Below are 17515 nucleotides of genomic sequence, written 5' to 3'. Positions count from 1 at the left end.
CCCCTTTCCAAAGGAATGGGGGCGGGGTAGTATGTGGATGGGCGCGCGGCGCGGCCGGCCGGCCGGGTCTCGTGCGGCGGGAGCCTGTGAACTCCGTCAGATCCGGAAGGAAGCAGCGGTAAGCAGATACTCCCGGGTGCCACGAGGTCGCCTGGCCGGTCGACCGCGCCGCGCGCCTTTGCTCCGCCCCCCGGGCGGCAGGCTCGGCCGGGGGCGGGCCCTCTGGCGGGGCCCGTGTCCCCCTCCCCGAGGGCTTCCCTCCATGGCCTTCATCGGCAGCGCCCGCAAATGGCGGCCCCAGCGGTTCGAGGAGCTGATCGGGCAGGACCACGTCCGCCGCACCCTCTCGAACGGGCTGGCGGCGGGCCGGGTGGCGGCCGCCTATCTCTTCAGCGGCACCCGGGGGGTGGGCAAGACCACCACCGCCCGCATCCTCGCCAAGGCCCTCAACTGCGAGTCCTCGGACAAGCCCGTGCCGGAGCCCTGCAACGCCTGCGGCTCCTGCCAGGAGATCGCCCGCGGCGCCCACCCGGACATCCTGGAGATCGACGGGGCCACCTACAGGGGCATCGACAACGTGCGCGAGCTCCAGGAGAAGCTCCAGTTCCGGCCCCTGCGCGGCCGCTACAAGGTCATCATCATCGACGAGGTGCACCAGATCACAGGGCCGGCGTTCAATGCCCTATTAAAGACGGTCGAGGAGCCGCCTCCCCACGTGGCCTTCATCTTCGCGACGACGGAGCTCCAAAAGGTGCCGGACACCATCCTCAGCCGGTGCCAGGTCTTCGAGTTCCGCCGCATCTCCCTGGGCCAGGTGGCGGCCCAGCTCGCCCGCATCGTGAAGGAGCAGAAGATCAAGGCCGAGGAGGGGGCCCTGCGCCTAATCGCCCGGATGGGGGAGGGCAGCATGCGGGACGCCCAGTCCATCCTGGACCAGGCGCTCGCCTACTCCGGCGAGGGAACGCTCACGGCCCAGGCGGCGGAGGAGGTGCTGGGGGTCCCCTCGTCCGAGGTCTACCAGAGCATCGCCTCCGCCGTTGCCGCCCGCGACGCCCGGGCCGCGCTCGCCGGGCTGGCCGGCATCTTCGAGGCGGGGCACGACCTGAGGTTCTTCTGCGCGAACTTGCTCGAGTTCCTGCGCGACTGCATGGTGCTCCAGGCGGCGGGGGAGGGGGAGGAGCTCTTCGACGCCGGCCCCGAGGAGATGGAGGCCCGGCGGGAGATCGCCGGGAGGCTCTCCTTCGCCGAGACGCACCAGGCCTACGCCATCCTCCAGCGGGCGGAGGCGGAGCTCCGGGGCTCGGACCATCCCCGCATGACCCTCGAGCTCGCCCTCCTGCGGATGTGCCAAATCGAGCCGCTGGCCGACCTGGGGCGCCTGATGGAGCGTCTGGAGTCCCTAGTCCCCGGCGGCGCCGCCCGTCCCCAGGCCCCCCCGCCGCCCCCGCCGCCCCCCGCCTTCCGGGCGGAGGAATCCCGGCCCCCGGCCCCCGCCGCGGGGCCGGAGCCCCATCCCGCGCCGGGGGGGGCGGACGCCCCCGCGCGCGCTCCGCGCGAGCGGGCCGCCGCCGTGGCTTCCCCGGAATGGGACCCGGCCGAGGCGAGGCGGATATGGGGAGAAGCGGTCGACTCGCTCAAACCCGCCCGCCAGGTGCTGTTCAAGGGCGCGCAGCTGGAGTTCGAGGGTCCGGGGCGGCTGCGCCTCCGGGTCGCGCCCGCCAACGGCCACGCCCAGACCATCGACCTGGTCCGGGACACGCTGCCCCTCATCGAGGCGCATTTCGCGCGGCACGCCCCCTGGCCCGTGCGGATAGCGGTCGAGGCGCCCTCCCCCGTCGCCCCGGCGGCGGAGCCGGCCCGGGACGACGCGCGGCGGAAGGAGGAGCAGGCGGCGATCCAGGAGGTGGTGGACCTTTTCAACGGCCAGATCGTGGACGACCGGCCATACCGGGGCCGCCGCGCGGGGGTTCCCCGGGCGGCGGAGGACTTCCAGGGAGAGGACTGATGTTCAAAGGCGGTATCGGAAACCTGATGAAGCAGGCCCGGCAGATGCAGGACCGGATGCAGAAGGTCCAGGAGGAAATGGCGGCCCGGCGGGTCGAGGCGTCCTCGGGCGGAGGCATGGTCACCGTGGCGGCGAACGGCCAGGGCGAGATCCTCTCCATCAAGATCGAGAAGCAGGTGGTGGACCCGGAGGACGTCGAGATGCTGGAGGACCTCGTCCGCGCCGCCTGCAACGAGGCGGTGAAGAAGGGCCGGGAAATGATGGCCGAGGAGATGAAGAAGATCACCGGGGGTCTCTCCATCCCCGGGATGATGTAGCCGGCGCGGCTTCGCATGGCCCGCCACGCCTCCTCGGGTCTCCAGTGCGGGCGCTGCGGCAAGCCCGTGCTGGCGGGGGAGCCCGTTTGCCCGACGTGCGGGGCCCGGCTCGAGACGGCCCTGTGCGGCCGCTGCGGCTTCCGCGGTCCCCGCGAAGTCTTCCTGCATCACCGCTGCCCGCGCTGCGGGCACCGGCCGGACCTGGGGCGGGGCGGCCTGGCCGTCGCGGCCGCGGCGGCGGCCGGCCTGCTGTTCCTGGCGCTGGCCTTCTCGTTGTGGCGGTGAAGGGAGGGCGGGCCCGCGCCCGCGGAGGACGACCTTGCCGCTGAGCCGGTTCCCCGCCATCGAGGCCTGCATCGAGGCCTTCCGCCGCCTGCCGGGCGTCGGCCCCAAGAGCGCCCAGCGGATTGTCTTTCACCTCCTCACCAAGGACCCCGAGGCCGCGCGCCGGATCGCCTCCGCCCTGGGCGCGCTCGGCGAGCGGGTCCGGCTGTGCCCCACCTGCTCCATGCTGGTCGAGGGGGAGGCGGGCGGGACCGGCTGCCGGGTGTGCGGGGACCGCGACCCCTCCGTCCTCTGCGTGGTCGAGGAGCCGGCCGACGTGTTCGCGGTCGAGCGCGCGGGAGGCTTCCGGGGGCGCTTTCATGTCCTGATGGGGGTGATCTCGCCGCTCGAGGGCGTTGAGGCGGAGGACCTGACGGTGGCCCAGCTCGTCGAGCGGGTGAAGGCCCAGCAGGTGAAGGAGGTCATCCTGGCCCTCAACCCGAACATGGCGGGGGAGGGGACCTCCCTCTATCTCGCGAGCCTCCTGAAGCCGATGGGGGTGCGGGTGACCCAGCTCGCCCACGGCCTGCCGATGGGGAGCCACTTGGAGTACGCGGACGAGATGACGCTTTCCCGCTCCCTGGAGGGCCGGCGGGAGATGTGAAGAGGATTTGCTCCAAAAGTCCTCTTGCCCGGCCCGCACCCCGGAAGCCGCCCCTCCCGGGAACGGTTTTCCCCCCGCAGAGAACCTTTGCCCGCCCTCTCGTGTTATCTACGCGAGCCGAAAGAACGGCCGCGTCACGGGGATGCGGCGTCTGCATAGCCACGGACCGCCGGGGAGTCCGCCTCCCTGGGGCCCAGAGACACAGGAGGCAATCCGATGGTTCAGCGCATGCTTCGAATCGCCGCACTGGCGGCCCTCGTCGTCGGCTTCACGGCGCCGAACGCCCTGGCGTTCGCGTGCCCCAAGCTGATCGGCGCCGGCCGCACCCTGGCCGCCAAGGCGCAGGGGAAGGACAAGGCCGAGGCCGTGAAGCTCCTCGACGAGGCCGAGGCCGCCCACAAGAAGGCGGTCGCGGAGAAGAAGCCGGCCGGCCATACCGACTCCATGAAGAAGGCCACCGACGCGGTGTCCCTCCTCGCCAAGAGTGTGAAGTAAAATCTTCTTCCGGGGCCCCGGATGTTCCGGGGCCCCGGCTTCCGGAGACGCCCGATGATCCTGCGGCGGCTGGGGGCTGCGGTTCTCATGGCCGCCCTGACGGCGCCTTCGGCGCAGGCCGACGGCCCCGGGGCGCACTTTTCTCCCTCCCCCGCCCACACGGTGGTGGTACGGCTCTACCAGAGCCGCGAGCTCGTCAAGGCATTCGCGCTGGGGGAGGAGGTGCTGGAGGACTACCGGCGCAAGCTCGGGCCGGGCCACCCCCTGGTGGGCTCCATCTTGAACGACCTCGCCATGATCCGCCTCGCCCAGAAGGAGGCGGGGGAGGCGGAGCGCCTCCTCCGGGACTCGCTCCGGATCTACGAGCGGGCGGACGGAGAGAATCACCCCCACGTGGCGATGGTCCTGAACAACCTGGGCTGGCTCCATGAGTCCCGGGAGAGGCTCCGGGAGGCGGAGCCCTTCTACCGTCGGGCCGTGGCGATCTTCGAGAAGCACCCCGGAGAGGCGGGTCCCGAGGCCGCCGCGGCCCTGGCCAACCTCGCCGGCCTGCGCTTCGCCGAACGCGATTATGCCGAGGCGGTCTCGCTCTTCCGCCGTTCGCTCGCGATCCTCCAACGGCAGCCCAAGCCGGATGCTCCGGCCATCGCTCTCGCCCTCGAGAACCTCGCAGTCGTCTATGCGGAGATGGGGGACGCGCAGGCGGCCGAGAGCGCCCGGGCGCAACTCGCCTCCCTGCGGAAGGCAGCCTCCCGCCGGTAAGGACGGGGGGCGCTCCCCCGCTCGCGGGAGGGCCGGCGGGAGATGCGCGGCGGGCTCAGGAAGCCTCCCCGAGCGCGGAGGCGAGGACTCTCTTGATCTCGCCGAATTGGACGGGCTTCGTAAGGTATGTCGAGACGCCGAGAGCGCGGGCCGCTTCCACCGCCTGCTCCTCGCGGCGGGCCGTCAGCATCACGACGGGGAAGTCCATGCCGGCCTCCCGGATCGCCTTCAGCACCTCGAACCCGTTCATGTCCGGCATCTGCAGATCCAGGAGCATCAGATCAGGCTTGGCTTGCCCGGCTTTCTCCAGCGCCAACCGGCCGGTGGCGGCGGTGTGGACCTCGTAACCCATCCTGGAGATGATATCCGACAGGATATCCAGGGCGTCTTCCTCGTCATCCACCAGCAGGACCCGCCGCTTCACGAAGATTCTCCTGGATGAGCGGGCGGATGACGAAGGGCGCGCTCCCGGCTTCCGCCCCTATTTCTTGACGCGCACGGAGAGAATCTTCACCTCCTGCTTCGGGGCGCTGTTCGGGCCGACCTCCACCGCCCCGATCTTCTCCACCACCTCCATCCCCTGGACCACCTTGCCGAAGACGGTGTGCTTGCCGGCGAGCCAGGGGGTGTCGGCCAGGTTGATGAAGAACTGCGAGCCGTTGGTGTCCGGGCCGGCGTTGGCCATGGCGATGACGCCCTTGGAGGGCTGCCGCGACTTGAGCTTCGGGCTGTACTGGTAGCCCATGTTCTCGTAGGTGGCCTTGATGGTAAGCTGGTTCAGCTCCTTCTGAATCTCGTCCTTCCGCTTCTCGAACTCCTCCTGCTTGGCGATCTTCAGCTTGCGCAGGAGGGGGATGAGGATCATCTGGTTGAAGTCCTCCTGGGAGCGCACGAGGAGGTGAGGGTGCAGGTTCCCCTCCTTGTCGACGGCGCTTATCTTCCCGAGGCCCAGCGCGTCGGCGTTGATCTCGTCCTTGAGCCGGTAGCCCGGCCCGCCCGTGCCGTTGCCGTTGGGGTCCCCGCCCTGGATCATGAAGTCCTTCATCACGCGATGAAAGACCAGCCCGTCGTAGAAGGGCCGCTTCGCCTTCTGGCCCGTCTTCGCGTCCGTGAACTCCTTGGTGCCCTCCGCCAGCCCGACGAAGTTTTCGACCGTCTGGGGGGCCTCCTGGGGGAAGAGCTCCAGGTGGATGTCCCCTTGGCTGGTCTTGATGACGGCCACCGGATGGGCCGGGTTCTCCACCTTGAGCCCCTGGGCGCCCGCGGCCGCGGCCACGAGCGTGAGGACGAGCGCCAGGAACAGCCTCATTCGATTGCCTCCGTGATCGGGGAAGCGGCGGCATGGGAGAGAAAGAACGGGGCGCCGGTGCGGCGGGCGGCCGCGCATCCCCTTTCCCGAAGGAAATGCGCGGCCGCATTGTACGGGCTTTGGGGGGCGCCTGCCAGCCCCGGGAAAGCCCGCCGAGCCCCGCGGGGTTGGCGGAATCCCCGCGGGTTCGGGTAGATTTCGGGAACCGCATCCAGGGCGCGCCCCCCGGCCAGGGAGCGCCCCCAGCCATCCTGTCCACCCCGGAAGGAGCCGCGATGCTTCTGAACAAGCCCCGCGCAATCGCCCTGATGGAGAGGCACGGACTCGACGCCCTGATTGCCACCCATCCCAATCACGTCACCTACGCCTCCAATTACGGCGGGCACACCCCCCGCATCTACGAGGACAAGGAGGTCCTCGCCCTTCTGCCGCGCGATGCCTCCCGGGCGGCCCTCCTGGCGTCCATCGGGGAGGCGTCCTACTTGGCGGAGCGGCGGCAAGAGATGTGGATGCCGGAGATCTGGACCTATGGCACCTCCAAGATCACCTGGCCGGAGGACCTGCGGCCCGACCCGGACGAGGAGTGCCTGCTCGCCATTCTCAAGGACAAGGCCCGAAACGCCCGCTCCCTGCCGGAGCTCCTCGCGCGCGCGCTGGACGCCAGAGGGCTGAGCGGGGGGACCATCGGCCTGGACGAGAGCGGGCTGAACGTCGGCCTGGATGCGGAGCTCAGGGCCGCCTGTCCGAAGGCGGATTTCCGCCCGGCGCGGGCCATCTGGCAGGAGATCGAGCTCATCAAGACCGAGGAGGAGCTGGCCCGCCTCCGCCGCGCCGCCCAGGCCAACGAGGAGGCCGTCGCCGAAGTGATGGCCCGGCTTCGCGAGGGCGTCAGCGAAGCGGAACTTCTCCAGGTCTACAGCGAGGCGGTGGCCCGCCGGGGCGGCGCGATCGAGTTCTGGAACTCGGCCGGGGGCCGCAGGGCGGGGGACTTCTTCCAGTCCGGCGCCTACAGGCTCCGGAAGGGGGACACCTACCGCTTCGACGCGGGCATGGTCCTGGACCACTATCATGCGGACACGGGCGGCGTCGCCGTGCTGGGGCCTCCCACGCCGCGCCAGCGCGAGATCTACGCCACCATCACCGCCGGCATGGAGGCCGCCCTGGAGAAAGTCCGCCCCGGCGCGACCTACGAGGACGTCTGGCGGGCCGGCGTGGAGACGGTCGCGGGGCGGGGCATCAAGGGCTACGACGTCCTCCGCTCCGATCTCGGCCATGGCATCGGGATCGAGCCCCGCGTGCCGGACCTCATGCGGGGGAACGCGCTTGTCATCGAGCCCGGGATGGTGATCAACGTGGAGGTCCCCTACTACGAGATGGGCTACGGCGGCTTCCAGCTCGAGTACAGCCTGGTGGTGACGGAGCGCGGCCACGAGCGCCTCATCCCGAACCGCCGCGACCTGTGGGTGGTGGAGTAGGAGGGGACCCGGCCCCCGGGCGCGTCCCCGGACGGTTCCTCGATCCCCCGCCTTTCGCCCCGGGCGGGGAGCCATGCTAGAATCCCACCTCCTTCCTCGCTCGAAGCGCGGAGGGATGGCCGAGCGGTCGAAGGCGGCGGTCTTGAAAACCGCTGAGCGAAAGCTCCGGGGGTTCGAATCCCTCTCCCTCCGCCAGCCTTCCCTCTTCGAGCTTCGGCTGGCTTACGTCAAGGCAAGCCGAAGCGAGATCAGCCTTGGCGAAGAAGGGCGATATCCACCAAGCTGCAGGAAGGCCCCGGGGTGTTCCTTCCGGGGCGGCACAGCCTATCGCGGAGAGGTGGCCGAGCGGCTGAAGGCACTCGCCTGCTAAGCGAGTGAGCTGGGAGACCGGCTCCGAGGGTTCGAATCCCTCCCTCTCCGCCATCCCGAACTCCCCATGCGCCGGGCGGCCCCCATGCCCTCCGGGCAGGGGGGGAAGCGCGGGCCTACGCCTTCCGGATGGCCTCCAACCCCCCCATGTAGGGCCGGAGCGCCCCGGGGATGGCGACCGAGCCGTCCTCCCCCTGGAAATTCTCCAGGATGGCCACCACCGTGCGCCCCACGGCGAGGCCCGAGCCGTTCAGGGTATGGACCAGTTCGGGCTTGGCCCCCGGTTCCGGCCGGAAGCGGATCTGGGCGCGCCGGGCCTGGAAGTCCTCGAAGTTGCTGCACGAGGAGATCTCCCGGAAGGTTTCCTGCGAAGGAAGCCACACCTCGAGGTCGTAGGTCTTGGCGGAGGCGAAGCCCAGGTCCCCCGCGCAAAGGGCGGACACCCGGTAGGGGAGGCCCAGGCGCCGGAGCACTTCCTCGGCGTCCCGGGTGAGGGACTCCAGCTCCGCGTAGCTCTCCTCCGGCCGCGCGAACTTGACCAGCTCCACCTTGTTGAACTGGTGCTGGCGGATGATGCCCCGCGTGTCCTGCCCGTAGGAGCCCGCTTCGCTCCGGAAGCAGGGGGTGTAGGCGGTGTACTTGAGCGGGAGCTCCGCCCCCTCCAGCACCTCCTCGCGGTGGATGTTCGTGACGGGCACCTCCGCCGTCGGGATGAGGAAGTAGCGCCCGTCGTCCACCCGGAAGAGGTCCTGCTCGAACTTGGGAAGCTGGCCCGTCCCCGTCATGGACTGCCGGTTCACCATGAAGGGGGGCAGCCATTCGGTGTAGCCGTGCTCCCGGGTGTGGAGATCGAGCATGAAGTTGATGAGCGCCCGCTCCAGCAGGGCCCCCGCCCCCCGGTAGAGGGCGAAGCGCGCGCCCGCGATCTTGGCCGCCCGCTTCAGGTCGAGGATGCCGAGCGCCGCCCCCAGCTCGTCGTGGGCCTTGGGGGCGAAGGAGAACCTCGGCTTCTCCCCCCAGGCGCGGACGACGGGGTTGTCCTCCGAGGAGCGGCCGTCGGGCGTGCTCTCATGGGGCGTGTTGGGGATGCCGAGGAGGATATCCTCCACCTGCCGCTCCGCCTCCGCCAGCCGCCCCTGGCGCGCCTTGATCTCCTCCGCCAGCCGCTGATTCTCGGCCAGGAAGGCCCGCATCTCGTCGTCCGAGGCGCCCTTGCGCTTGAGCTCCCCGATCTCCTTGCTCCGCCTGCGCGACTCGGCCACCCGGCTCTCGACCTCGTGGGTCAGGTCGCGGCGCCGGGCGTCCGCCTCGAGGAGGGGGGCGAGGTCCACCGCCCCCCCGCGCCGGGCAAGGGCGCGGGCGAGGGCCTCGGGGTCGGTGCGGATACGGCGGATGTCGAGCACGGCCGGGGTTCCCTCGGGTAGCGGGTGTAGCGGTTCGGTTTCCCCAGGGGGGAGAAAGACCACAAACCGGCCGGGGGCGTCAATCCGGCGGGAAAAACATCGGAATTCCCCGTAATTCCCCGGAAATCGCCGGAATTTTCGAAAATCGGCGTTTTCCTCGAACCAAAGGGAATCGCGCCGCCCCCCGGCGAAGCCCGGCGCCCCGGAGGAAGCATACTCCATCCGGCCGCGCGGCCACTTGCACCAAATCGCGCCAATTTCGCGCAAATCGCGTCATTTTCCGCCATTCATCATCTTCCAAGGCCGCCCGGCCGAAATGAGGATTGGAGCGCCCGGCGTTTTGGCGTATGCTTTCACTCCCCTGTCAGGGGCATTCCCGCACCGCGGAGGAAAATGGAGATGCTGCTCCTGCGTTTGATGGCGCGCTCGGGAGGCGCCATCGCCGTCTCGCTCGCCCTGGTGGGCCTGGCCTTCTACGGCATCGGCGGCCTGAGCGTGATGATGGTGGACGACCCCGTCCGCGGCCTCCAGGTGCTCATCGTCTTCATCCTGCTGTCGGGCCTGTTCCTCGTCTTCCTCCGGTGGGCGGCCCTCCAGGTCGTCCGGCAGGTGTTGCGCCCCCTGGGCGCGGCCAAGGATACAACCTCGCGCTGGGCCTCCCTGGGCGGCCGGGGCGGGGAGGAGGCATTCCGCGCCGTGGGGGACGGCCTGCGCGCCGCCGGATGGTTCGCGTCGCGCGCCGCGGCCGGCGCGCTCTCGATCGCGGCTTCCCTCTTCCAGCGCCGCGGCCGTCCCGCCCGTCCCCCCGCCCGCCCGGCCCCCGTCATCCCCATCCGCCGGGGGCAGGACCGCAAGGCCCGCTGAGCCTCCCGGATGGCTCCGCCCGCCCCCGCCGGGCGCGGTTTTGTGTTTTTTTTTCCGCCATGCGAGAGAGCTAACGGGCGAGGGAGCTCATGACGCCCATCTTTCCCTCGAGCCGCGGGAAGCCGGGGCGGCGGCGGGAGCGCCCGGAGGACGATATCCAGCCGGCGGGGTATGATGCCCCCGTCCGGAGAGGAGGTTCGCCATGAGCGCCGGAGAGGAGAGGCGGGAGCACGGGAGGCACCGGATCCCGGTGGTGATCGACGCGCCCTCGGTGTCCGAGCTTCCGTTCATCCCCGACGACGTGAGCGCCGGAGGGTTCTGCGTGACGAGCGCCCGGAGGCCCGAGATGGGCGAAACCTTCGTCTGTTCCATCCAGGCCGGGGACGAGGTGTTCCGCAACTGCGTGGCCGAGGTCGTCTGGGCGCGCGGGAGCGCCGGGAAGTGGAACATGGGCATCTCGGTCAAATCCATCGGGAGCGACCGCGCCCGCCTCGCCAGCCTCCTCCAGGGCCTCGCCGAGCGGCTCGGCCTGGCCATGCGGCCCGACTACTAGACGGGGGCGGGGAAGGCGGCGGCCGGGGCCCGCCGGCCGCGCAAGTTCGGTAAAATCAAGGGGCTGCCAGCCTCTCCCCGAGTCCCGTTCCCCCGCCGGAAAATAATTTAACATTGGCGGAACCGGATAAAACCCTCGCGCGATTGGTGGGGTAGATTCCGGGTGTCCGATTTCGCACCTCCCTTTCGGGGGCGGGGCGTTTTCGGTAAGTCCGCCGATGCTCCGTGCGGGGAGCGTCGGCGGTGCTTTTTTCGGGGGGGCGTGTAGGCCTTTGGCAATGACCCGCACGCCGTCTCACGGCTGAGATAGATAGGGCTGGCGGTCGCCGCGGTCGAATGACGGTCAGTTGGAAAAGATCCGCTTCTCACCCAGGGCAGGGACGAGCCCTGCCCCTACATGTGCACATTAGACGTGGGCGGTATTGTATTCGTCCTCTGCCCATTTGGCCGGATTTTGGCGGAGGCATCGTTGTTCACGGCCTCAATCAAGATTTCTTCCCCCCCAGCGCCTTGAGGTAGGCGCGCACGCGCTTGGCGTTGGTGCCGAAGTCGCTGCCCCCCACCCGGGATTTGGAGCGCACGTCCACCCGGTTGCGTTCCCCCTCCCGCTGGACGCGGATGATCACGTCGTCCTTGAAGCCGTACCAGAAGGTGGTGGCGACGGCCTCGATGCGGCCCGACTCGGGGTCGGAGGCCACGATCTCCCACCCCATGCCCCGGGCGGCGGCGAGGGCCCGCTCGAAGGCCTCCTTGGGGGTGCCCTGGAGGTAGGCCGGCTGGATGTCCGGGAAGGCCTTCTTCTGCAGGGGGGCGAACTTGGCGTTGTACTCGGGCGGATTGTCGGCACCCGCCTTCTTGCGCAGGTCCAGCGCGGCCTGGAACTGGGGCGGCTTCTCCGTGTCGGTCGAGACCTCGTGGATGCGCGGGTTGGCGGCGAGCCGCTGCTGCCGGAGGGTCGGCCATCCCATCAGGAAGAAGCCGATGACCGCCCCCGCGAGGGCTGCGGCGGTCCGCTTCTTCCGCGCACCTATGATGGCGAAGAGGCCTCCCGCCACCGAGATCAGGGCGCCCCACATGCCGGCCGTCCCCACCCAGGTCATCAGCCAGAAGCCCGTCCGCCAGTGCCATAGGCCCAGGCGGTGCCCCGGCCCCGAGACCAGAAGCATCAGCCCCGCCGCCAGGGTGAGGATCAGCCCCAGGTAGGAAAGAAGCGAAAGACGCTGCTGGAAGCCCATGGCCGGTTCCTTTTCTGGAGGGAAAGGTATGGTTCGCCCGTCATTCGACGAAGCAATTCATCAACTATAGAACAAGCGCGGGGGCCGGACGTATCCGGTGAAAAACCTAGGGGGAGGGAGAAACCTCCTCATCCGCCCAGCGGCCGGACGCGCCGCAGGAGGAAGCTGCCCTCGATTCCCCGGAGCGGCAGGGAAAGGGCTTCCGCCCGGTGGGGGGTCTCGGCGAGCAGCCGGGCGGCCTCCGGGTCCTCGTACACGGGCGGGGTGAGGACGATGTCCCCGCCCTGGCTCGCCTCCTGCGCCCGGGCCGCGATGTTCACCATCCGGCCGAAGAAGTCGAGCCGGCCGTTCGAGGTGACGACCAGGGCGTGGCCCGCGTGAGCCCCCATCTTGAGGACGAGCGGCTCCCGGCCGTGCTCCGCGTTCCAGCGGCCGATCCCGGCGTGCATCGCGAGCGCCGCGCGCACGGCATCTCCCGGCGTCTTGAAAGAGGCCATGACCGCGTCTCCGATGGTCTTGACCAGCCCGCCCCCGTTCGTCCGGATGGCCTCCTCCAGGATCCCGAAGTGGTCGCGCACGCGCCCGTAGGCCGGGGCGTCCCCGATGGCCTCGTACATCGCGGTCGAGCCCTTGAGGTCCGTGAAGAGAAGCGTCACGTTGTGGGCCGCCAGGCCCTCGCCCGGGCGGAAGGCGTCCGCGCCGAAGAGCCGGCGGTAGCGCTCGAAGAAGGCCACATCGATTCCCGTGGCCGCGTCGTCGGCCCAGGCGGTGCGCTCGAGCACGAGCAGGGCATCGGCCTCGCCCCGGTTGCGGCAGCGGAAGAGGAGCCTGCCCGCGGCGAGGTCGATCTGAGGGGGGCGGATGCCGCCGGGGAAGACCTCGACCTCCAGCGGCCTCCCGCCCGGCGGGCCCTCGGGGTGGAGGCGCAGCGAGGCGTAGCCGGCGCTCTGGGGGGAACGGAGCCGGTAGGTGCCGGGCGGAAGCTCCAGCTCCTCCGCGCGCTCCCGCCCCGGGGGGAGGAGGATCTGCTGGAGGATGTGGGGAGTGTTCTGGGGTGACCCCGTGCAGTACGTCTCCTCCTTCACCGCGCGGAGGGAGGGGACGGAGGAGAAGGTCGCCTCGACCGAGAGATCGAACTGCGCCTCGAAGCGGACGTTGCAGGCGGGGCAGTAGCTCTCCCGCTCGAGCTCGGCGAGGGAGCCCGCGCGCTGCTGGGCGCCCCGGCAGTGGGGGCACAGGACGGCCCAGGTCAGGTTGAGCGCCCCCGTCTCGACCCCCGCCAGGCAGGCCTCGAGCATCTCGGCGCGGGGGCGGCCGTGGCGCCGCGCCAGGGCGAAGGGGCGGATGAGGCGCACCTCGCCGTCGGGCGCGGAGGCGACGTGGCGGGCCAGCAGGCGCGCGGGCTCCCCCTCGACGGGGGGACGGGCGGCCGCCAGCAGCCGGAGGACTCTTTCTTCGGTGGCGGAGTCTTCCCGGCGGCCTACGGGGGGCGGGCCGGCGGCTTCCCCGGCGGCCCGCGCCAGGGCGCGGCCGAACCGCCTCCGCACATGCGCTTCAACCAGGGGAAGCAGGGGACGGAGAAGCGGCCAGCGAAGCCGGAAGGCCACGGTCTGGACGAGGCGGGTGCCCTCCCCCTCCGGATGAAGCTCGCTGGCCGCGACATACTCCCGCAGGGGCCCCCGCGCGAAGGTGCGGCGCACGGCGTAGCGGCGGTTCAGGACCCACTCGAAGGGAGTCTCCTCGTAGCGAAGCCGGACGAGCCCGAAGAGGAGGCGCATCTCCGCCAGGGTGCGGGAGCCTCCCCCGGGCCGGGGCTCGAAGCGGTAGCGGACGGGGGGCAGGCCCGCCAGGCGGTTCAGGCGGTCGGTGTCGGAGGCGAAGGGCCAGAGGCGCCCGGGCGGGACGGCAAGGCGCCACTCCCAGGCCCACGTCTCCACGGGCCCGGCTTGCGCGGCGGGCGCCTCTTCCCCTAACAATGGAGGGGCCGGCGGGAGGACGCTCGGATCGGGCGCGGCCATATCGGCCCTCCTGGTGCGGCGATGCGGCGGAGGCAGTGTAGTGTCCCGGGCCGTCCCTCTCAAGGGAGCCCGGCGGGGCCCCGGAAAGGCCCCTTCCCCCGCGCCCGGAGGCGCGCCGTGCCGCTCGATCCCACCCTCATCGTCATCACCGACCGGGCCATCCTCGCCCGGGCCTCGGGCATGCCCCTCGCGGACGCCGCGCGCGCCGCGGCGGAAGGGGGCGCCACCCTCATCCAGCTCCGGGAGAAGGACGCCGGAGGGGCGGAGTTCCTCCGCCTGGCGGACGCGCTGCGCGCCGCGCTGGAGGGCACGGGCTGCGCCCTGACGATCAACGACCGGCTCGACGTGGCGCTGGCGTGCGGGGCGGCGGGGGTCCACCTGGGGCAGGAGGATCTCCCGCTCCCGCGGGCGAAGGCCGTTGCGGGAGGCAGGCTGGGCTTCGGCGTCTCGGCCGGGCGCCCCGAGTGGGCGGAGCGCGCCGCGGCGGAGGGGGCGGACTATATCGGCGTAGGCCCCGTATACCCCACGGGCAGCAAGCCCGGCGCCCGGGCCCCCATCGGGCCCGAGGGGCTGCGGGAGGTGCTCGCCCGGGCGGGCGGGGTGCCGGCGGCCGGCATCGGGGGCGTCACGGCGGAGAACCTCGCCCCCGTCATCGCGGCGGGGGCGCGGGGGGTGGCGGTGATCGGGGCGGTGATGGGCGCGCCCGATCCCGGCCGCGCGGCCCGCGAGATCCGCCGGCGCATCGAGGAGGCGCGCGGGTGACGGGGCCTCCGGAGGGCGCGGCGGGCGGGATGGGGGAGTTCGCCCTGATCGGCCGGCTGCGCCGCAAGCTCGCCGCCTCGGCGGGGCCGGACATCGTCGTGGGCAACGGCGACGACGCCGCCGTGGTGGAGGCGGGGGAGGGCCGGTGCTGGGTGATGACCTGCGACGTGCAGGTCCAGGGGGTGCACTTCCCGGAGGGGGCGTCGGGCATCTCGGTGGGGCAGAAGGCCCTCGCGGTGAACGCGAGCGACGTGGCCGCGATGGGAGGGACGCCCCGCTACGCCCTCATCTCGCTCGGGGTGCGCGCCGACACGCCCGTCGCCTTCCTCGACGAGGTGTACGAGGGGATCAACGCCCGGGCGGGGCGGTGGGGAGTCGCCGTCCTCGGCGGCAACGTCAGCCGGACCGAGGGGCCCTTCTTCATCGACATCTTCATGGTTGGGACGGTGGAGCGCGACCGGCTCCTCCTCCGCTCCGGCGCCCGCCTCGGGGATCAGATCCTGGTGACGGGTTTTCTCGGCGACGCGGCGGCGGGCCTTCACCTGCTGGGCCACCCCGAGGCGAAGGTGCGCGACGAGGCCCGCACGGCCCTCATCTACGCCCAGCTCCGCCCCACCGCCCGGGTGGAAGAGGGGAAGGCCGTCGCCGCCCTCAAGAAGGCCACCGCCATGATGGACCTGAGCGACGGCCTGGCGGGGGACCTGGGGCACCTCTGCGAGGCCAGCGGGGTGGGGGCGGTCGTCTGGGAGCAGGAGCTCCCCATCTCCCCCGCCGCCCTGGAGCTGGCCGCCGCCGCGCGACTGCGCCCCGAGGAATGGGCGCTCTACGGGGGGGAGGACTACCAGCTCCTCCTGACCGCCCCCGTCGAGGCCGTGCCCGCCCTCCAAAAGGCGGTCCGGGAGGCGGGAGCCCTCCCCCTCACGCCGATCGGTGAGATTGTCCCCGCCGGGCAGGGCCTGCGGCTCAAGCGGGGGGAGGACCTCCTTCCTCTTCGGGCGGGGGGGTGGGACCACTTAAAAGATAAATAATTCAAATAAATAAAGAAAATTTTTGTAAAAAAAAGCTCAAGTGGCGGTTATGTCCAGCCGATATAGACAACGGGGCCCTCCAAAGGGAGGATTGCCCCTTAGGTTGTTTCCGGGTCGGCCAAGGAGGGCCAAGGGCCGGGAGGGCGGGGCGCCGCATGGGCGGGCGCTCCGGCGGGCCCTGCGAATGAAGGAGATTCTGCAAGGAAGGTGGGTGACCCATGGTTGACCGGATCGAGTTCAGTCCCCTTGGCGGCGTGGACCCGCGCCAGCTTTTCGCGCAGCGCGAGGCGCGCCAGGCGCTCCTCAATTCCTTGGTCACCGAGGCCCCGCGCATCGGCGCATCCGAGTCCCGGCCCGCGCCCGAGGCGCCCCAGCGCCAGGAGCGGCCCGAGCAGGACGACGCCCGGCGCACCCCCCGCGACGAGGCCGCCCGCAACGCGGCGAACCTGCCGGGGGCGCCCCAGGAAGGCAATGCCGCCCTCGGCCCGAACCAGAACACGGGCGAGCCGACGGGGCCGGCGGACGTGGCCCTGGAGCGGAGCCTGGGCCCCGAGGTCCAGCTCCCCGTGCCCGGCACCGGCCAGGCGGGAGCTCCCTTGTTCGGCGGCGGGGGCTTCGGGCCCGCGGGGCCCTCGAGCCCGCTGGTGCGCGACATCGCTCCTCTCGGGGAGACCGGGGGCGGCGAGGACGTGCCCGGGCCGCGCCCGCTGGGAGGCGCGCAGCCCGGCGCCGGGCCCGCCGCGCCGGAGCTTCGGGCCCCCGAGCCCCCGCTGAGCGGCCCGGGCGGCCCCGGATCGGCGGCCGACCCCCAGGGCGGGGGCGAGCCGCGCGGTTCGGTCGTGGACGTGCTCGTCTAGGAAGTCCCGCTCATGAGGTAGGGCGATGGCGGCCATCGATGGGAGAGAGCTGGCGCAGCAGGGGGCGGGGAGGTCGCGCTTCCTGCCCGACCTCGGCTCGCGGGGCAAGCCCCTGCCCATCCCGCCCCCGGTCGAGCAGACGAACCAGCGCTTCCCCATGTCCACCAAGTCCATCTCGGACAAGGCGGGGCCGGACCAGGGCATCCCGCCCACCTCGCCCGCCGTCGTCCAGGCCCTCCAGGACGCCGCCCTCAAGCCCATCCTGCTGAAGCAGGGCCGCGGGGGCCGCGTCAACACCCGGGCCTGACGGGGTAAAGTCCCACCCGCTCGGCTCCCGGTTTCAATGGATGCCCGCGCACCCTTCCCTCGCCCCGGCCCCCTCCCGCTTTGGCGAACCTCGCTCCCGCCTTCGCGTAGCCCGCTTCGGCGGGCGGAGGAAGGCCGGCGGGCGGAGGCCTGGAGGGAGAGGGAGGAATTCGGCGCGTTCATCCGTTGAGGGAGGCGGTTCGCGGGCCCCGGCGCCCCCCCCGGAGAGGGGGAAGGGGTGAGGGGAAATGCCATCACGGAGCCGTATTTTTCCGAATCTACCCCTTCGAGAAGCTGTAGGTCCTCTCGCCCCGGCCCGCCAGCCAGAAGAGCCCTCCGCGCGTCACCCCCGCGATGATTTCTTCGTGCCTCATGGCGTGGTCGCTGAAGAAGAGGATGCCCTCCGGCTTGAGGACGCGGTGGATCTCCCGGATCGCGCGCGCGGGCTGCTCCAGCGCGTGGAACACGTCGAAGAGGCATACGGCGTCCACCGTCGCCATCGGCAGGCCCGTGATGGCGTCCGTCAGGATGGTGCGGACGTTCCCGAGCCGGTGCTTCTCGACGATCTCCTGGACGTACTTGATCGAGAGCGGATGGATGTCCACGGCGTACACGATCCCCTCCGGCCCCACCCGCTCCGCCAGCGGAAGGATGGAGGCGCCCGGCCCGCAGCCGTAGTCCATCACGGCGTCGCCCGGGCGGACGGGGATCTCCGCGAGGAGCTTGTCCCGGGGGTGGAGGAAGTTCCGGAACTTGAACCAGAGGGCCATGCCCGGGAAATCGAGGTGGGACTGAGCGTTGGCCATTGCCGTGGACCTGGACGGCGGCGG

General features: G+C 71.2%; 19 protein-coding genes, 2 tRNA genes and 1 other RNA gene. 16 read left to right on the top strand and 6 right to left on the bottom strand.

Annotated elements, in window-relative coordinates:
- The first annotated feature begins 60 nt into the window (after window positions 1-60).
- From ffs to HYZ11_04470, 7 genes are all read left to right on the top strand, one after another.
- Window positions 61-160: signal recognition particle sRNA small type (gene ffs / locus HYZ11_04500), an RNA gene on the top strand.
- 102 nt (window positions 161-262) lie between these two features.
- Window positions 263-2005 (top strand): DNA polymerase III subunit gamma/tau, encoded by a 1743-nt coding sequence (gene dnaX, locus HYZ11_04495; protein ID MBI3126844.1) that lies wholly within the window; start codon window positions 263-265, stop codon window positions 2003-2005.
- Window positions 2005-2322, top strand: a complete 318-nt coding sequence (locus tag HYZ11_04490) for a YbaB/EbfC family nucleoid-associated protein (protein ID MBI3126843.1) — start codon at window positions 2005-2007, stop codon at window positions 2320-2322. The genes dnaX and HYZ11_04490 overlap by 1 nt, the downstream gene beginning before the upstream one ends.
- 15 nt (window positions 2323-2337) lie before the next feature.
- Entirely contained in the window at window positions 2338-2607 is a 270-nt protein-coding gene (locus tag HYZ11_04485) for a hypothetical protein (protein ID MBI3126842.1), read from the top strand.
- A gap of 40 nt (window positions 2608-2647) precedes the next feature.
- Entirely contained in the window at window positions 2648-3250 is a 603-nt protein-coding gene (gene recR, locus HYZ11_04480; protein ID MBI3126841.1) for a recombination protein RecR, read from the top strand.
- A 216-nt stretch (window positions 3251-3466) separates the two neighbouring features.
- Window positions 3467-3745, top strand: coding sequence for a hypothetical protein (locus HYZ11_04475; GenBank protein ID MBI3126840.1), 279 nt, complete (start codon window positions 3467-3469; stop codon window positions 3743-3745).
- Between the two features lie 54 nt (window positions 3746-3799).
- On the top strand, window positions 3800-4507 hold the full coding sequence (locus HYZ11_04470) for a tetratricopeptide repeat protein (protein MBI3126839.1): 708 nt from the start codon (window positions 3800-3802) through the stop codon (window positions 4505-4507).
- 55 nt (window positions 4508-4562) lie between these two features.
- On the opposite strand, the gene HYZ11_04465 is transcribed toward HYZ11_04470, so the two are convergent.
- Both HYZ11_04465 and HYZ11_04460 read right to left on the bottom strand, forming a co-directional pair.
- Window positions 4563-4931, bottom strand: coding sequence for a response regulator (locus HYZ11_04465; protein ID MBI3126838.1), 369 nt, complete (start codon window positions 4929-4931; stop codon window positions 4563-4565).
- A gap of 57 nt (window positions 4932-4988) precedes the next feature.
- Window positions 4989-5816 carry a peptidylprolyl isomerase gene (locus tag HYZ11_04460; GenBank protein MBI3126837.1) on the bottom strand — a complete coding sequence of 276 codons (828 nt, stop codon included), beginning with the start codon at window positions 5814-5816 and terminating at the stop codon, window positions 4989-4991.
- Window positions 5817-6091: 275 nt separating this feature from the next.
- Here HYZ11_04460 and HYZ11_04455 point away from each other — a divergent pair, with 275 nt between their 5' ends.
- From HYZ11_04455 to HYZ11_04445, 3 genes are all read left to right on the top strand, one after another.
- Window positions 6092-7291: an aminopeptidase P family protein gene (locus HYZ11_04455; protein MBI3126836.1), complete on the top strand. Its 1200-nt coding sequence runs from the start codon at window positions 6092-6094 to the stop codon at window positions 7289-7291.
- Between the two features lie 109 nt (window positions 7292-7400).
- Window positions 7401-7486: transfer RNA gene (locus HYZ11_04450), tRNA-Ser, on the top strand.
- Window positions 7487-7622: 136 nt separating this feature from the next.
- Window positions 7623-7714 (top strand) — tRNA-Ser (locus HYZ11_04445).
- Window positions 7715-7776: 62 nt separating this feature from the next.
- On the opposite strand, the gene serS is transcribed toward HYZ11_04445, so the two are convergent.
- Window positions 7777-9063 (bottom strand): serine--tRNA ligase, encoded by a 1287-nt coding sequence (gene serS / locus HYZ11_04440; GenBank protein MBI3126835.1) that lies wholly within the window; start codon window positions 9061-9063, stop codon window positions 7777-7779.
- Window positions 9064-9462: 399 nt separating this feature from the next.
- Here serS and HYZ11_04435 point away from each other — a divergent pair, with 399 nt between their 5' ends.
- Window positions 9463-9927 carry a hypothetical protein gene (locus HYZ11_04435; protein MBI3126834.1) on the top strand — a complete coding sequence of 155 codons (465 nt, stop codon included), beginning with the start codon at window positions 9463-9465 and terminating at the stop codon, window positions 9925-9927.
- Window positions 9928-10129: 202 nt separating this feature from the next.
- Window positions 10130-10480: a PilZ domain-containing protein gene (locus HYZ11_04430; protein ID MBI3126833.1), complete on the top strand. Its 351-nt coding sequence runs from the start codon at window positions 10130-10132 to the stop codon at window positions 10478-10480.
- A gap of 484 nt (window positions 10481-10964) precedes the next feature.
- Here the strand turns inward: HYZ11_04430 and HYZ11_04425 are convergent, their stop codons facing one another.
- Both HYZ11_04425 and HYZ11_04420 read right to left on the bottom strand, forming a co-directional pair.
- Entirely contained in the window at window positions 10965-11714 is a 750-nt protein-coding gene (locus HYZ11_04425; GenBank protein ID MBI3126832.1) for a DUF1499 domain-containing protein, read from the bottom strand.
- 128 nt (window positions 11715-11842) lie between these two features.
- Window positions 11843-13732 (bottom strand): SRPBCC family protein, encoded by a 1890-nt coding sequence (locus HYZ11_04420; GenBank protein MBI3126831.1) that lies wholly within the window; start codon window positions 13730-13732, stop codon window positions 11843-11845.
- A 117-nt stretch (window positions 13733-13849) separates the two neighbouring features.
- Between HYZ11_04420 and thiE the strand changes: the two genes are divergently transcribed.
- The 4 genes from thiE to HYZ11_04400 all read left to right on the top strand — a co-directional run bounded on the left by thiE (window position 13850) and on the right by HYZ11_04400 (window position 16686).
- Entirely contained in the window at window positions 13850-14494 is a 645-nt protein-coding gene (gene thiE / locus HYZ11_04415; GenBank protein ID MBI3126830.1) for a thiamine phosphate synthase, read from the top strand.
- Window positions 14491-15522 carry a thiamine-phosphate kinase gene (gene thiL / locus HYZ11_04410; protein ID MBI3126829.1) on the top strand — a complete coding sequence of 344 codons (1032 nt, stop codon included), beginning with the start codon at window positions 14491-14493 and terminating at the stop codon, window positions 15520-15522. The genes thiE and thiL overlap by 4 nt, the downstream gene beginning before the upstream one ends.
- Window positions 15523-15740: 218 nt before the next feature.
- Window positions 15741-16379 carry a hypothetical protein gene (locus tag HYZ11_04405; protein ID MBI3126828.1) on the top strand — a complete coding sequence of 213 codons (639 nt, stop codon included), beginning with the start codon at window positions 15741-15743 and terminating at the stop codon, window positions 16377-16379.
- A gap of 25 nt (window positions 16380-16404) precedes the next feature.
- A complete protein-coding gene (locus HYZ11_04400) occupies window positions 16405-16686 on the top strand; it encodes a hypothetical protein (protein MBI3126827.1) in 282 nt (93 codons plus the stop codon).
- Window positions 16687-16963: 277 nt separating this feature from the next.
- Here HYZ11_04400 and HYZ11_04395 read toward each other — a convergent pair whose 3' ends face one another.
- On the bottom strand, window positions 16964-17491 hold the full coding sequence (locus HYZ11_04395) for a methyltransferase domain-containing protein (GenBank protein MBI3126826.1): 528 nt from the start codon (window positions 17489-17491) through the stop codon (window positions 16964-16966).
- Between the last annotated feature and the right edge of the window lie 24 nt (window positions 17492-17515).

Source organism: Candidatus Tectomicrobia bacterium, assembly GCA_016192135.1.
GTDB lineage: Bacteria > UBA8248 > UBA8248 > UBA8248 > UBA8248 > 2-12-FULL-69-37.
The sequence above is the reverse complement of the archived record's forward strand: the minus strand, read 5'-3'. Positions and strand labels throughout refer to the sequence as shown.

What these genes read in the sequence shown, in the direction of transcription:
- dnaX (MBI3126844.1), top strand. Translation starts at nt 263, where the DNA reads ATGGCCTTCATCGGCAGCGCCCGCAAATGGCGGCCCCAGCGGTTCGAG.
- HYZ11_04490 (MBI3126843.1), top strand. Translation starts at nt 2,005, where the DNA reads ATGTTCAAAGGCGGTATCGGAAACCTGATGAAGCAGGCCCGGCAGATG.
- HYZ11_04485 (MBI3126842.1), top strand. Translation starts at nt 2,338, where the DNA reads ATGGCCCGCCACGCCTCCTCGGGTCTCCAGTGCGGGCGCTGCGGCAAG.
- HYZ11_04475 (MBI3126840.1), top strand. Translation starts at nt 3,467, where the DNA reads ATGGTTCAGCGCATGCTTCGAATCGCCGCACTGGCGGCCCTCGTCGTC.
- HYZ11_04470 (MBI3126839.1), top strand. Translation starts at nt 3,800, where the DNA reads ATGATCCTGCGGCGGCTGGGGGCTGCGGTTCTCATGGCCGCCCTGACG.
- HYZ11_04460 (MBI3126837.1), bottom strand. Translation starts at nt 5,816, where the DNA reads ATGAGGCTGTTCCTGGCGCTCGTCCTCACGCTCGTGGCCGCGGCCGCG.
- HYZ11_04455 (MBI3126836.1), top strand. Translation starts at nt 6,092, where the DNA reads ATGCTTCTGAACAAGCCCCGCGCAATCGCCCTGATGGAGAGGCACGGA.
- HYZ11_04435 (MBI3126834.1), top strand. Translation starts at nt 9,463, where the DNA reads ATGCTGCTCCTGCGTTTGATGGCGCGCTCGGGAGGCGCCATCGCCGTC.
- HYZ11_04430 (MBI3126833.1), top strand. Translation starts at nt 10,130, where the DNA reads ATGAGCGCCGGAGAGGAGAGGCGGGAGCACGGGAGGCACCGGATCCCG.
- HYZ11_04425 (MBI3126832.1), bottom strand. Translation starts at nt 11,714, where the DNA reads ATGGGCTTCCAGCAGCGTCTTTCGCTTCTTTCCTACCTGGGGCTGATC.
- HYZ11_04420 (MBI3126831.1), bottom strand. Translation starts at nt 13,732, where the DNA reads ATGGCCGCGCCCGATCCGAGCGTCCTCCCGCCGGCCCCTCCATTGTTA.
- HYZ11_04405 (MBI3126828.1), top strand. Translation starts at nt 15,741, where the DNA reads ATGGTTGACCGGATCGAGTTCAGTCCCCTTGGCGGCGTGGACCCGCGC.
- HYZ11_04400 (MBI3126827.1), top strand. Translation starts at nt 16,405, where the DNA reads ATGGCGGCCATCGATGGGAGAGAGCTGGCGCAGCAGGGGGCGGGGAGG.
- HYZ11_04395 (MBI3126826.1), bottom strand. Translation starts at nt 17,491, where the DNA reads ATGGCCAACGCTCAGTCCCACCTCGATTTCCCGGGCATGGCCCTCTGG.